The sequence below is a fragment of the Candidatus Nitrosocosmicus franklandus genome, from assembly GCF_900696045.1.
Taxonomy (GTDB): domain Archaea; phylum Thermoproteota; class Nitrososphaeria; order Nitrososphaerales; family Nitrososphaeraceae; genus Nitrosocosmicus; species Nitrosocosmicus franklandus_A.
Map to the genome: position 1 here is coordinate 1,695,781 of NZ_LR216287.1, position 13,899 is coordinate 1,709,679.

The 13,899-nt window shown below is 35.0% G+C and carries 19 protein-coding genes and 1 tRNA gene; 10 read left to right on the forward strand and 10 right to left on the reverse strand.

The window, feature by feature from the left end; translation table 11 throughout:
• Positions 1–71: 71 nt before the first annotated feature.
• Positions 72–230 (reverse strand): NAD(P)H-dependent oxidoreductase, encoded by a 159-nt coding sequence (locus NFRAN_RS14460; protein WP_134485764.1) that lies wholly within the window; start codon positions 228–230, stop codon positions 72–74.
• Between the two features lie 691 nt (positions 231–921).
• On the opposite strand from NFRAN_RS14460, the gene NFRAN_RS08060 reads away from it, so the two are divergent.
• Positions 922–1,308, forward strand: a complete 387-nt coding sequence (locus NFRAN_RS08060) for a VOC family protein (RefSeq protein WP_134484507.1) — start codon at positions 922–924, stop codon at positions 1,306–1,308.
• A gap of 174 nt (positions 1,309–1,482) precedes the next feature.
• Here NFRAN_RS08060 and NFRAN_RS08065 read toward each other — a convergent pair whose 3' ends face one another.
• From NFRAN_RS08065 to NFRAN_RS08070, 3 genes are all read right to left on the reverse strand, one after another.
• Positions 1,483–1,983 (reverse strand): DDE-type integrase/transposase/recombinase, encoded by a 501-nt coding sequence (locus NFRAN_RS08065; RefSeq protein WP_134484508.1) that lies wholly within the window; start codon positions 1,981–1,983, stop codon positions 1,483–1,485.
• Entirely contained in the window at positions 1,931–2,089 is a 159-nt protein-coding gene (locus NFRAN_RS13795; protein ID WP_172602212.1) for a hypothetical protein, read from the reverse strand. Before NFRAN_RS13795 ends, NFRAN_RS08065 begins: the two co-directional genes overlap by 53 nt.
• A gap of 296 nt (positions 2,090–2,385) precedes the next feature.
• Positions 2,386–2,856, reverse strand: coding sequence for a pyridoxamine 5'-phosphate oxidase family protein (locus tag NFRAN_RS08070; RefSeq protein WP_134484509.1), 471 nt, complete (start codon positions 2,854–2,856; stop codon positions 2,386–2,388).
• Between the two features lie 481 nt (positions 2,857–3,337).
• Between NFRAN_RS08070 and NFRAN_RS14145 the strand changes: the two genes are divergently transcribed.
• The 5 genes from NFRAN_RS14145 to NFRAN_RS08095 all read left to right on the forward strand — a co-directional run bounded on the left by NFRAN_RS14145 (position 3,338) and on the right by NFRAN_RS08095 (position 7,196).
• Positions 3,338–4,075, forward strand: a complete 738-nt coding sequence (locus NFRAN_RS14145; protein ID WP_197731159.1) for a PepSY domain-containing protein — start codon at positions 3,338–3,340, stop codon at positions 4,073–4,075.
• Positions 4,076–4,354: 279 nt separating this feature from the next.
• Complete coding sequence (locus NFRAN_RS08080) at positions 4,355–4,948, forward strand: DUF1772 domain-containing protein (protein WP_134484510.1); 594 nt, start codon at positions 4,355–4,357, stop codon at positions 4,946–4,948.
• A gap of 561 nt (positions 4,949–5,509) precedes the next feature.
• On the forward strand, positions 5,510–5,932 hold the full coding sequence (locus NFRAN_RS08085; protein ID WP_134484511.1) for a DUF1622 domain-containing protein: 423 nt from the start codon (positions 5,510–5,512) through the stop codon (positions 5,930–5,932).
• Between the two features lie 33 nt (positions 5,933–5,965).
• Positions 5,966–6,397, forward strand: a complete 432-nt coding sequence (locus tag NFRAN_RS08090) for a hypothetical protein (RefSeq protein ID WP_134484512.1) — start codon at positions 5,966–5,968, stop codon at positions 6,395–6,397.
• A 391-nt stretch (positions 6,398–6,788) separates the two neighbouring features.
• Positions 6,789–7,196: a hypothetical protein gene (locus NFRAN_RS08095; protein WP_134484513.1), complete on the forward strand. Its 408-nt coding sequence runs from the start codon at positions 6,789–6,791 to the stop codon at positions 7,194–7,196.
• A gap of 220 nt (positions 7,197–7,416) precedes the next feature.
• Here the strand turns inward: NFRAN_RS08095 and NFRAN_RS08100 are convergent, their stop codons facing one another.
• The 3 genes from NFRAN_RS08100 to NFRAN_RS13800 form a co-directional block, all read right to left on the reverse strand.
• Complete coding sequence (locus NFRAN_RS08100) at positions 7,417–7,668, reverse strand: hypothetical protein (RefSeq protein WP_134484514.1); 252 nt, start codon at positions 7,666–7,668, stop codon at positions 7,417–7,419.
• 136 nt (positions 7,669–7,804) lie between these two features.
• Complete coding sequence (locus tag NFRAN_RS08105; protein WP_172602213.1) at positions 7,805–8,803, reverse strand: Ig-like domain-containing protein; 999 nt, start codon at positions 8,801–8,803, stop codon at positions 7,805–7,807.
• Positions 8,790–9,017 carry a hypothetical protein gene (locus NFRAN_RS13800; protein WP_172602214.1) on the reverse strand — a complete coding sequence of 76 codons (228 nt, stop codon included), beginning with the start codon at positions 9,015–9,017 and terminating at the stop codon, positions 8,790–8,792. Before NFRAN_RS13800 ends, NFRAN_RS08105 begins: the two co-directional genes overlap by 14 nt.
• 277 nt (positions 9,018–9,294) lie before the next feature.
• Between NFRAN_RS13800 and NFRAN_RS08110 the strand changes: the two genes are divergently transcribed.
• The 4 genes from NFRAN_RS08110 (at position 9,295) to NFRAN_RS08125 (ending at position 10,873) form a co-directional block, all read left to right on the forward strand.
• Positions 9,295–9,594: a hypothetical protein gene (locus tag NFRAN_RS08110; RefSeq protein ID WP_134484516.1), complete on the forward strand. Its 300-nt coding sequence runs from the start codon at positions 9,295–9,297 to the stop codon at positions 9,592–9,594.
• Entirely contained in the window at positions 9,527–9,907 is a 381-nt protein-coding gene (locus tag NFRAN_RS08115; protein ID WP_134483198.1) for a hypothetical protein, read from the forward strand. Before NFRAN_RS08110 ends, NFRAN_RS08115 begins: the two co-directional genes overlap by 68 nt.
• 313 nt (positions 9,908–10,220) lie before the next feature.
• Positions 10,221–10,667 carry a hypothetical protein gene (locus NFRAN_RS14260; protein ID WP_232037980.1) on the forward strand — a complete coding sequence of 149 codons (447 nt, stop codon included), beginning with the start codon at positions 10,221–10,223 and terminating at the stop codon, positions 10,665–10,667.
• Positions 10,668–10,681: 14 nt separating this feature from the next.
• Positions 10,682–10,873 carry a hypothetical protein gene (locus tag NFRAN_RS08125; RefSeq protein WP_134484518.1) on the forward strand — a complete coding sequence of 64 codons (192 nt, stop codon included), beginning with the start codon at positions 10,682–10,684 and terminating at the stop codon, positions 10,871–10,873.
• A gap of 546 nt (positions 10,874–11,419) precedes the next feature.
• Here NFRAN_RS08125 and NFRAN_RS08130 read toward each other — a convergent pair.
• From NFRAN_RS08130 to NFRAN_RS08140, 3 genes are all read right to left on the reverse strand, one after another.
• Positions 11,420–12,358 (reverse strand): hypothetical protein, encoded by a 939-nt coding sequence (locus NFRAN_RS08130; protein ID WP_134484519.1) that lies wholly within the window; start codon positions 12,356–12,358, stop codon positions 11,420–11,422.
• Between the two features lie 125 nt (positions 12,359–12,483).
• The gene (locus tag NFRAN_RS08135) at positions 12,484–13,575 is read right to left on the reverse strand and encodes a cation diffusion facilitator family transporter (RefSeq protein ID WP_172602215.1); all 1,092 of its coding nucleotides are present in this window, start codon (positions 13,573–13,575) and stop codon (positions 12,484–12,486) included.
• A gap of 250 nt (positions 13,576–13,825) precedes the next feature.
• A tRNA-Pro gene (locus NFRAN_RS08140) sits at positions 13,826–13,899 on the reverse strand.

A 13,899-nucleotide genomic window follows, 5' to 3' on the forward strand; every position in this document is an offset into this window, starting at 1 on the left:
TGCTATAACCAAAAGCAATTGTTCACCTGCTCGGAAACCCGCAGCAATTCCATAACTAGCAAATCCGACTACTATATCATTCCGTTCTGCAAATACAAAATTGATTGCATTTTTTTTGAAACTTCCGGAATTCCATGTTTGTATTCCGGAGTTACTAATACAAACTCATCAAATGAATTGATTTTGGCAGTCCATTTTTGGTGTGATTTTTTGCGTATTGCCTCTGGAATGGGGTAATGGTTATTCTAGTAGGAGGAAGATGGTATCTACGATGTCGACTAAATTGAATTCCACATAACTTGGTTTTTTTGCATTTTCGTATACCCGTTTATTTTACCAATCCGTCTTGGTCTCGTGATGTCTAGAATAGCCACCACTCTGATAAGATTTTGATTTGTCATCCGAGTAAAAGATCGATAAACTTATCATAATTCAAAGAAGAATTCTCAAGACGTTCTAATATTTAATAATCATATTCCAATATATATTCACTTAAGCAAGCCATCAAAATTCAAACAGAGGGATTTATAATGGTATACAATTGCGTACTGAATCTATGACTGTTTGTACAGATCGAAAAGAAGATTTAAATATTTAGAAACAGGATTTGCCGGGGATTTCTAAAGATATGGAAATTCAAGGTATCAAATATTCTTCATACAAATTTTGCCACTAAACAAATATGGTTCTGAATAAGGAAACTTGATCAATCTATAGTCACTCAGTGTCGTACTGTGAATCCATTCAAAGAGGCAAGTGCTTTGCTTAGAAATTATTTCTAATTACAACTAGTATTCATTGTATCTTTATATTCGTGAACATACAAAGGACAATCATGAAAATCTATTCAAGTAATTCGATTAACAAGCCGATTTCTTTTAAGTCTTGTTTTGTTAATCTAAATCGTAGGGGGAATTATTGATGGAAATGAAACTCGAGTTGATTGCAATACCGGTAACTGATGTAGATCGTGCAATTGATTTTTATAAAAACAAAGTAGGTTTTAATTTGGACCATGATCATACAGTAAACGAGAAACTTCGTTTTATTCAAATGACACCTCCAGGATCTGCCTGTTCAATCTGTTTTGGGATCGGCATTGCTGACAGTATGAAACCCGGTAGCATTAAGGGTTTACAAATGGTAGTTAAGGACGCTCAAGTTGCTCACGATGAACTCAAAAATAGAGGTGTAGATGTTACCGATGTAGATACACAAGTTTGGGGAAAGTTCGTTTACTTTAACGATCCTGACGGCAATGCCTGGACCCTCCAGGAATTACCTCCTAGAGACCAATTTAAGGTATAGTCATTAAAGAAATCTCTCCAACTTTCTTCAAATTGCAATACGAATGCAATCTTAGAACGGATATCTGGTTGACTGCTTTATAGGCTTGGCTCATAATAGAATATATAATCTAAAACAATAATTTGTACAAAGTGCATTTATTTATTAATCTTTCATCATTTAATAGGGCTCTGTTCAGTTAACAGGTTTTAATTCCTTGTTGTGATAGTCGACAAACAGGTTCAACCAGTTTTTTACGTGTTTTAGTTTGCAGTTCTTTAGCCTGCAGGGAAAGTAATCATCGAAACTTTCAGTTCTGTCCTTGATATACTGCATTGTTCTTTCAATCAAGTTTTTTTCATAGGAGGAATGGAGATGGTGTTCTAATTTAAGGAATTGACAAGCCATGGGATACCAAGTACCACCATCTGTTGAAACTGGATGCTTTCCATAGTCTCTGACTATGTTTGACAGAAACCGTTCCGCAACAAACATGTTTCTCTCCTTAGAAATGGATAGTGAGAGAATTTCCTTACTTTTCGCATCTATTGCAACCCATAACCATGTGTATTCTGAACCAACCTTAAGCAATGTTTCATCTACAATGAATTCACATATCCTTCTTTGTTTTGTCTTGATAATCTTAGGTTGGTACTTTTGAATCCAGTTCCAGATAGTGACATGATTTCGTTTGATACATCTGAGACAATCTTTCCGAGGCTTTTCTTAAAGATAAACCTGAAAAGTACAAATGTAAGCCATAATACACATATTTTGAAGGTGTTCTGTTTCTAGTATTCATAAAAGAGATAGGACATCTTCAAGCTATAGACTTGACGCTAAATGAACAGAGCCTTTAATAGTATTCATTCGTATTGTTCTGTGCTGTTATAATTGGTTAGTATAAAAGGAATTATATCGGTATTCTATCATCTAGTTTGACTTATTTAGACACCGTGATTCATTCAATCATGCCTGTTATTTGCATACAAGCTATCAATTACGAGTATTGCATCTATACCAAAATGGTTTTCATCGCAAATATGCCGCAATTCAAAATGAGATAATAATATGGAATTTATTAAATGTGATAATTCTTTAGTGTTTCTCTAAATCCCATGTAGAGTAATATTGAGGAAATATTTCCAGAACTACTGACTGACCACTCTTTTGCATATTCAATAGTGTCTGTGCTAATGGATGCTCTGTATTTCCCAAATACTTTATCATTATTTTCTCTGCAACAGGAACGTTGAAGCTAATTTCTTCATGAATCTTGACCTCGCCTTTGCCACGTACTCCTCTTGGTGCATTCGGATCATCGATACAAAAATAAGCAACAGAATTGTTTTTGAGATTATTTGTTTTCTTGGAGTTTTTTGAAGTTTCTATGTATATTCTGTAATTTTCAGTATCGTAGTAAAACCATACAGGATGAACGTTTGGATGGCCTTTCTCATCTATAGTCCCGAGATGTAAGTTTAATCTGCCTGTAGTAAGAAATTTTATTGTTTCTTCCTCAGTTAGAGGCTCTCCGAATCCTATATTTCCATGGAGAATTCTTAACATGTAAAATATGGGATATTATCCTAATTAAATTGTATCAAGATAGGAACTGAAATTTTGATTAGTATAATCCTTTATTCGATTAATATATCGTCAGATTCTTTGTTAACGCTATTTAATATCGCCTTGCTGTTTAGTCTCTAAGTTCTTTATCCTTTCAAATCTTCTAAAAGATCGTTCTTAGTTAATAGTTGTAATACGGATATACGTCGTCCCGTTTTAATTTATAAATATCTAGTGAGAAAAATATGATTCTAAAAAATTAAGAGGCTTCACAAACTTAAAGGATCTTTTCCTTTTTCTTCTTCTAGCAATTCATATAAGAGATAATTGGTTGGTATGCTTTGAATTATTTGCCATGCTATACTGCATAAACATATCCTTTTCCGAACCTCCAGAAAAATGATATTAAAATATTATTATTGATATAATCTTGTAGATGATTTTGTATATCTTTAAATACTTTTAATTCTACGATAGATAAATGAACCTAAACTTTTCTATAGTGGTGGTTTCCCTAGCTTTGTTATTTAGTTTTGTACTAGTCTTTACATCTACGACAAATACTCACGCGCAGGAATTAAATAATACTATGAATCATCAAACATTTGGCAATCCAGATGACATGACAATGAATGATAACATGTCTATGGGGTCCACTTTTGGAACAAGTGAAAAAGAACACGATATAACTAGCTCAGTTTCCATCTTTCAACCTATAATCAATGCATTCAAATCAATGATAAAAATCAATATCAATGATGCTATCACATCGGCACAAGACACCGTAGGAGCAAATGCTACTACTGTCGCTGCTTTCCTTCACCCTGAAAAACAGTATATCGTATATAACATAATTACATTGGACTCCAGTGGAACTATACACAGAGTACTAGTAGATCCTGGGAACGGTAGCGTCTTAGATGATAAACAAGTATCCTTTATGGAATTGATGAAAATGGTTCATGGCGATGGCATGATGGGCGGCCATGACAAGATGATGGGACCAGAAATGGGTATGGGCGGCATGATGGGCGGCCATGACAAGATGATGGGACCAGAAATGGGTATGGGCGGCATGATGGGCGGCCATGACAAGATGATGGGACCAGAAATGGGTATGGGCGGCATGATGGGCGGCCATGACAAGATGATGGGACCAGAAATGGGTATGGGCGGCATGATGGGCGGCCATGACAACTCGTACGGACCATGGAATTGAAAACACAGCACAAATCTCACATTTTTAATTATTTTGATTCCTTGAGTGCTTATAGTACCCAATAAAAGAACAACTGAATCATCCATTTCCTTTTTCTCTGTCTATTTAAATATACTTATAAATGAAAACTGGTTACTATTTCTCTCTAGTTTAGCTTTTGATCTAGTATAGTCTCTTTGAAAGGACAAAATCAAGATATTAGAAAAGACTCATTTCATCATCTTTGTTACTTATTATCTGAATTAAGTTATAATAAAGTACGCTGTTGTCTAATTCGATTTGATAGCAGAGAAATTTTCCACTACGGGTGAAAACGGAGAAGACGTTGCGTGTGATGAAAACCCATTTAACCAATTTTTGAACAAGCTACGTATTATGAATAAATCATTTGTTATGATGTTTGGAGTGACAACCATTTTTGCATGGTTGTCGATAATATCTTTTGGTGCTAATATATTTGAGACATTTATAATCTATCCTAACATATTTCATGATGTACCATCATCATTGGAAAGGGCGATGGGTTTTATGGTTATTGCAGGACCAGATGACTTTTTTCCTATCATTGGATTTTTGACACTAGTTAGTGGTATTGCGACACTAATTCTTACACGGAAGATTAAACAATCTAAATATTGGATAATGGGGAGCCTGCTTGTAATATTTGTTGGGGAATTCTTGTTCTCATCAGCTTACTTTTGGCCTAAAAATACTGTTATGTTTCTAGAAGGGACATCCGTACATTCTATCTCTGTACTGCAGGAAACAGCTAAAGATTTCCAAACTGGACACTGGTTAAGATTATCAATGAATGGAGTTGCCGCGATAATGTCATTTATTGGAATGATGTATATATTCAGATATATATCATAGTATATGAAACAACCATGATTTAAGATATTCAATACATGTGTTTAGTCCAAGTCTTAGTAACAATACCTGAAAAGCACATTTTAATATCTAATTCGTATTGAAAAAGGACCATATTAATGAGTCAAGTGGAGAGCAAAACAAATGACCGCATTGTGCTGATCAAGCAGTCAACTTCATTTTGCCAGTGTGATAATCGTCTACTACTATTGAGAATGGATGGATGAATTCTACTTCATCTGTCTAACTATTCACATAGTGTCAGCACGTTCTGAATGCAAATTTGATAGATGTTTTGCCATTGGTAATTTGAGGAGCAATAATATTTATCTCTCAAAATTGATTTGATCAAATTATTTTCTTGTCAGTGGTTTCTCAATACCTAACGGGTTATTCAATGCAACTAACAAGGAGTTACAAATATGATTAATGATCTGTTCATTAACTGGCTTTACTAAATTATTTTGACCAAAACATGTCAGGTATGCACTATTACTTTTAATAGTCAATTAAATATAATACTAATGATAAATTAGCAAAAATGGTAGAAGGGGAATTATGTAGATGAATTACGATATTGTCGCTTTAACAGAGGCGCTAGATAAAATCCTTAGACCTTATATTGAAATCCTTACTTTTGCTATTGATATTGCAGCTGGTATCGTCATAGCTGTATCTGCGTTTGTTGCTCTAATTTCATTTCTTAGAATACTGACAAAATCAAGGGCAATACAAACACACGAAAAAGAAACCATTAGACTAAGATTAGCAAGAGGAATGCTTCTTGCATTGGATTTTGAAGTAGGAAGCGATATCTTGAAGACAATTCTTCTCCCTGGAATTAACGAATTGGCAATACTTGCTGTGATAGTTGGGATTAGAATCGGCCTTAGTTGGTCATTATCAAAAGAAATAGAGAGACATCGAATTAGCAAAATTAAAATGGATACAGACGCTGACGTGTCAAAGAACAATAATGAAAGTTAGTATCAACTTTCTTATATAATTGGTAGTTGAGAATTGCTACTTAATTTTTCTGAACTCCTTATCGAAATCCTAACGACCATAACATGGGTACTAGATTTTATCGCCGTAACAATAATTGCAGTTTCTGTATTCCAAGCTTTGATGTCTAAGGCCGTTGCAGGTCATCAATATGATTTTTCTTTCTCGTCTCTTTTGAATGGACATCTTGCTCAAAAAAAGAAAAAGTTTTTTAGAAAGAAGGAAATGAGGGGAAATAATTCGTTAAGGGGCCTAGTTAGAGGGCTATTATTGGCGTTGGAATTCGAATCTGCAAGTGCAATTATCAAATTAGGAATTTTTATGACCAATATTACAATATTATCTGAACCTATATCTACCAATCTGGGTAATTTTGCTTTCTTTGTTGGTATTTTTGCACTAAGAATAGTATTAAATCAATCCTTAAGAAGATTTAATACCAGTTAATGGGAAAATAGGATACAACCGGACTCCCGTTATAAAGTACTGTATTGATATCTATAAAAGTAAGTATCTCTAATAGTGTTTCTATCTTCTCAAAAGTATCATAGGATGTCTATAATTGCCTTTATGTTACCCTAATACCATATTGAGATCCTGAGTACTTGTTTTCAATATAATTGATTTATTTTGCACTTTGGCAATGAAATTATTCTACTTCCATTTCTATAGTTATCTAAATTGACTGTGATTGGGAACTAACGATAACCAGAAGATGACTGAAGAAGAAATTGACAAATACTAAAAAATATACTTTAATAACCGAACACTTCAGCAATATTATTCTCAGATTCATCGACGCTGTTAATAAATAGTTTTAATTGTTTAGATCCTAGAAATGCTTGGTGATATTATATATGAAGGTCAAGGAAAGCTTGAGAATAGGAGAATTGTTGGAATTAAAGACGGTAATCCGTTACTTGAAGGTACAATATCTCAAACTGGCGTAATAAAAGGTATTGATGTCACGAATTTAGTTACTTATAACAGTATTCTCCAAAGTGACGGTACGATTTATGGGGAGGGTTTTGGACTGATTTCTACTCTTGACGGGTCTGAAAGAGTTACTTGGAAAGGTCAGAGTATTGCTAGAATAGCCGGTGAAACCCGAAGAGACATAGGTTCGATCTTTTATAATACTGACTCGACCAAAAAACTGTCGTTTTTAAAAGATTTGGTAGGTGTTTTTGAATATGAAACACGTAACGATGGAAAAATAAAAGGCATAGTTTGGGAATGGAAATAGGAATTAATCTATAGACTTGTATGAATCGACTTTATAATGTAATTTAGTTGACGGGATACTGTATACTGTGAATAACGAACATTGTATAAACAAAGTACTATACAAAGTTCAAAATCTCCAAATCTCTTATTTTATCTTGATAGCTGACCATAATTACTTTTGATATCAATATAGCTTAAAGACTCCATCTTTTATGTCATGTCTTATCATTATTTCAACCTTAATTTGGTCCAGCCCTTATTATCGAATTTAGTCTCTCAACTTCTTGACTCTGTTCTATAAGTAACGCCATTATAGTTGAAAAAAGTAGTTCTGTGTCGCTTTCTGATTTAGTCCTTATCGCGTTATGATATTTATGATAACAGCTAGAAATCATTCTTAACATTAGCTGTTTACCCTCTTCTGAATTTAGATTAGAAACAATTGAATCGAGTTGATTTATGATTCTCTGATAAATTTTATCGTTTTTCAAAAATAAATTATTCGAAGGGTCGATATATCTATACATAATTATTTTAAAGGTGCAGGTAAGTCAAAAGGATTTACCTGGCCATTACTATGATTTTCAGAATCGACTATCCAAAATTAGAAAGATGTGGAAAACTTCTTTAAGATCCTCCATTGGTCAAAGTAGGTGCATTAGGGTCTTTTGGTACTAGTTCAGCTTTTAGACAAATAGGGTATGATGCAACAGTACTAGAGGTAGATGAAGGAAGATCAACAGGATTATGTGACGCATAGGTACGCCATTGTCCATTATCAATGGTATTGTAGTAGATTTTAGATGCCCCACTAGCTTGAAATCCGCCACCGATTAAAATTTCATCTCCAGCACAAGAGCCTCTTGTAACGATATTACGTGGAGTATCACCCTCTGCATTTTTTGTTTCTCCTTCACCTATCCGCACCGACACTTGCAAATCTAGGTACGGAAGCACGGTTGTTGCTAATTGTCTCTTATCCATCTTTGATAATATGATTGGCAGAATTCTATCTACCATCTTTTCATCCTCGACGTATTGTGCAGCATCTTTGAGGACATCTTTCTCTGTTGGACTGGTCTTTATATCTCCTAAAACTCCTCCTCCTGGACCACCGCTACTACTTCCAGAATTACCTCCACCACCGCTACTACCGCCACCATTAGGATTAGAAGGTGTTGATGGAGAAGGCTGTTGAGGTGGTGATGGTGGTGTTTGTGATGGTGATGAAACTTCAGACTCAGTAGTAAACGACCATGGTGATGCAAAATTCATGGTGTTTCCAGCCAAGTCCTTGACATCAGAAATTGTTGCCGTGTATATCGACGAACCGGCTAAAGCTGAAGCGGGAGTAAATATCACAGTAGTTCCATCTGTGCTTAGTGAAATGCTTCCCTGCACCTTGTTATTATCAGTTTCCAGGGTAAACGTATCGGGGGTAACGGTTGAAGCATCCACTGGTTCGCTGAATGTCACGGTTATAGTTGTAGTTACTGGAATACCAGATGTGCTCACATTTGGGGTAACACTTAAAACGTTAGGAGATGTCATATCTATTTGGGATGGTTGCTGGACCTGAGATGGGTCTTCCGAATCAGGTGTCTCTCTGTTGTTATTTACTCTCATCTGATATCTCAAAATCTGCATTCTCTTGAGAAGTTTCAGTTTCCTCAATTTGTCCCAGGGTATTATCATTATTTTCAGAATCTTCCTCTCCTATTTGGGTAGTAGAATAAGCTGGGATCAGTGAGAATGACGATGATTGTGTATTTGCTAATGCAACAAAAATAAATAAAATTGTCACACCTAACAGCAAAAAAGTATAACTGTTGCTATTCATAACAATTACCATGTAAAGGCGTTTATAAAGAATCTGTTAATCTGAGTGGAACCTTTGGAATTAAGAGAGTGATTGTTTTCTTACTTCCTCTAATATCTGTTAATTCGTTATCATTATTTAACTTATTTCTAAATGAAGGTTTATCGCTTGACGAAATGTTTGGTGATGTCGTATCTGAGATTGTAGTTTGTACATCACCTAATTCAGTAATAATCCTTTACAATGGCTCTGTTCAGTTAACGATAAGCCTATAGCTTGAAAGCATTCCATTTCTTTTATGCTTACTAGAAACAGAACGCCTTCAAAGTATGTGTATTATGGCTTACATTTGTACTTTTCAGGTTTATCTTTAAGAAAAGCCTCGGAAAGATTGTCTCAGATGTATAAAAGAAACCATGTCTCCATCTGGAATTGGATTCAAAAGTACAAGCCTCAAAAGCTGAAGTCAACTAGAAGAAGAGTTCTAGAGTATATAATAGATGAGACCATGTTGAATGTGGGATCAGAGTTTGTCTGGCTCTGGGTTGCAACTGAACCAGACAGAAAACAGGCAAATTCTCGCACTGTCTATCTCTAAAGAAAGAAACATGTTTGTAGCTGAAAGATTCATTTCAGATTTAGTCAAGATTCATGGAATTCATCCAGTTTCGACTGATGATGGAGGTACTTGGTATCCAATGGCCTGTAGATTCTTAAATCTCGATCATCACATTCATTCCTCTCTTGAGAAAAGTCTGATTGAAAGAAAGATGCAATACATAAAGGATAGAACCGAAAGTTTCGATGACTACTTTCCTTGTAGAATAAAGAATTGCAAGTTAAAGCATGTACGGAATTGGCTGCGGCTCTTTGTAGACTATCATAACAATGAAATAAAACATATTAAGTGAACAGAGCCTTTACAATTGATAAAAAGATTAAATTTGAGGACAAAATTATAGCCATTTGAATTATTCATGAATTACCAATAGACTATAAAGCACTTGATAATTACAATAAAATATATCGAAACTAGGGATTTCTATCAAACAAGACACTATTCATTCTCGAAAATGACTATTATAAACAACTATATTCAATGAATAAAGGCAATAAAGTTAGATAACAAGAATTCTCTTGTCTCATTTTAACGGCGACTCGATTCAAGAATTTAATACACTTTTTCATGTTTATAAAAAAATCTCGAGAGGTTGTTTGGATGTATTGAAAGAAAATTCTGAATACTTATTATACTTTGTAGGCGAAAGGCCTCTTCGTATCATATTCCTTGGAGCAGTTAGAATTTTTTCATTTCACTTTATTAGCCATATCTATTATGTTCATAACACCATTTCCAAGATTTGTTTGGCAACTCAATCATTACAGGGTGTTTTGTCTCTTCGTAATGCCTTCTTGCGTGTAGTCCTACGGAGGAATCACAACATCCAATATGCCCACAGGTCAGGCACATACGCAAGGCTACCCAATGCAATCCATTGCTTTTGCACTTTTTACACTCAAGTGAATCTTGCACATCCTTATTTTCTCTTGCATTTTCGATATGTTCACATGCTTGGCCCATACATTAAACTAGATACAATGCGATTTAAAGACTCTGGATTTGGTCCAGCAAGTAACGTGAAGGTAATAGTGATTAAATACTATGTTTAACATGTCTTGACATAATGCCTCAAAATAATAAGAATAGCAACAATAATAGGGGTTTGGCATCTGCTAGCGCAGAAACTAGATCTAGAGTAGCTCGAGCCGGAGGAAAAGCAAAACATGATGAACGAGGATTACAGGCGGCTAGCGCAGAAACTAGATCTAGAGTAGCTCGAGCCGGAGGAAAAGCTTCACGCAAAAATTCAAGTTGAGAATAAATGTCCTAAATTAACGGATCACCTTAAAGAGGATATTCAAGAGTCTGTGCAGATAGTACTAGGATACGAATTCATAGGATATTATTTTTCATTTTCTTTGTGCTTATCTTTTTGATTTAACGTTCGTTAGTTATCTTCATCATTTAAATAAATCAAATATACGTTGATTAAAAAAGACTGACTAAAACCATTCATCTTTCTTCATGTTTTTTTATTCATTCAATGATTTTGTTAATTCAACCTATTCATTCTTTGCAAAACTATGTGATTTAACACAAACAATTTTGAAAATTGGTGCTCAAGTTCTATTCTCTTGGATTCTGATTCTCTGCCTCAATTTTCAAGTGAGTTAAAAATGCTCTTGTTCAATAACTGAATGATATTTTAAAACGTTTCAATTTACTTTCAAATAGCTTCCGATACTTATACGACGTAAGTATCTTTTCATTAATTTTGAAAACCAAGAAAATAAATATATGTCAATGGTCTAGGAGGTTCCTTGTATCTAATTATTTATAAAAACTGAAAAAAATTAAAAAATTATTGCTGGGCTGCTGCGTTATTACCAGTATTGTTCTGGGTTTGTGTGTTTACATTATTTCCTGATCCAGCTGTGTTACCCCCAGAAGCTACACCACTGTTTTGGTTAGAGGTTTGTGATTGGCCGATACTTTGGGTAGCTTGGTTACCTCCGCCACTACCACTACCACCACTTTGGGCTGCTGCGTTATTACCAGTGTTTGTTTGACTCTGGGTGTTTTGGTTATTGCCTGAGCCTGTTGTATCGCCACCAGAAGCTACACCACTGTTTTGGTTAGAGGTTTGTGATTGGCCGATACTTTGGGTAGCTTGGTTACCTCCGCCACTACCACTACCACCACTTTGGGCTGCTGCGTTATTACCAGTGTTTGTTTGACTCTGGGTGTTTTGGTTATTGCCTGAGCCTGTTGTATCGCCACCAGAAGCTACACCACTGTTTTGGTTAGAGGTTTGTGATTGACCGATACTTTGGGTAGCTTGGTTACCTCCGACACTACCACCACCTTGTTGTGCCAGTGCATTATTTCCACTATTTGCTTGGTTTTGAGCATTCAAATTATTGCATGATACAAATGTTCCTGTTCCTGAGACACATAACGCGTTTTGGTTAGAGGTTTGTGATTGGCCGATACCTTGATTAGCAGTATTACCATTGTCATCATCATCATCATCGCCACCTTGTTGTGCCAATGCGTTATTACCTGTATTTGTTTGACCTTGAGCGTTCAAGTTATTGCATGAAAAAAGAGTACCGTCACCAGACACACAAATGCCCAATTGAGTAGAAGCCTGTGATTGGCCGATACCTTGATTAGCAGTGTTTGTTGTAGCAAATGCGTTCATGGTCATAGAAGCTGGACCTAAGAGAAGTATGAAAGAAATCGCTAAAACTGTTGATGTAATTAATGCTCTGTTCACATTAACGATAATATTCATCATATTTGGGTATCTGCAATAGTATATAAACTAAATTCTATGTTTATCATCTATAGTATTATACTATGCTTTTTTATACATAATTTCAACCAGAATTAAAGCTGTGACTGCCAATAATATTTTAAAAATTATTTTGGATTTTGTTCGCTTTTATTACTTCTGCTCGAATAATATGGTCTTTTTAATTTGATGTTTCTAAATCTGTCCATCCTTGAAGTTACTCGTGTCTCGGAGGCAGTATATGGATGGGGGATTACCACAACCCTTTCAATGGATGGAAAATGAGAACTGATTACGGACTGAATTTTCTGAGATAATGTTTCCACTTCTTCTAGAGACTCCTTACCATCAACAGCAATATGTATTTCAGCTTGATCCACCATTCCTGAAGACCGAAGCAAAACATCTCTTACCACTATTTTCTCGTCACTAAATTGCTCGGATATAATGTTTTTAATAACTACTGTTAGTTTTGGATTTTGCCAAGAGTCAATTAGTATCAAAGATGACTTTTTTAAAGACAAATATGATACTGAAAAAATGTATCCTGCTATTATCATTCCACCAATTCCATCCATCTGTACAAACCCAAACTGTGTGGCAACAAGAATGCTAAAAAATCCTATAACCGATGCTGAACCATCCTTTATGGAATTTCTTGCGTCTGTTTTTAGGGAAAGTAAGTTGTATTTGTTGGCTATGAGCTGCATTTGAAATGCCCTGTGTAGAGACAACGCGCTGGCTCCTGCCAAGACTGCCATGACAATGTAAGGATGTTTGATTTCATGAGGATGGATTAATGCTTGATAAGAATTGTAAAAAATAATGACACCAATAACTATCATTCCTATTGCCGCTATTAATGCTGAAAAACTTTCAACTTTATGATATCCAAAATGAAATTTCTTATCAGCTGGTTTATGTGCAATTCTCAATCCTAACAATACTATAAATGAAATCACGGCATCAGATATCGAGTCAATACCATCAGCAGTAGCAACAACACTGCCACTTAATATTCCAGTTATTATTTCTACGACACCTATGGCCAATAAAGTTATGACAGAAATCTTTGCAATTTTTTTTCCTGCAATAATGCCTTCTTGGACCAGATTGGGAGACTGTTGTGTTTTTGTGTTAGTTTTAATCAAATTTTCTTTGAGCTCTGCAGGATCGTCTGTAGTAGATTTATTTTCCTTCTTGTCTTCTGAATCGTCCAAATTAATAATTTATTCTTATTTCATTATTACACTATTTAAAATTTGCTAGCTCACAAATCTTTATGAAAAAAATTTTCAAAAATCTATTTGAAATATCAATTTAATGTATAAAATGGAAGTAATTTTGAATTATTTATAATATTCATAGTTAATTGAACAACGAATCTATTGTTGCAGTACTTTGCCTTTATTCTAAAAAATATTTGCATAGAACCCTAAAAATTATGCGCTCTCAGTCTCTTTGTTATAATGGGATCAGCCGGATTTGAACCGACGACCTCCAGCGCCCGAGGCTGGCATCATACCAAGCTAGACTATGATCCC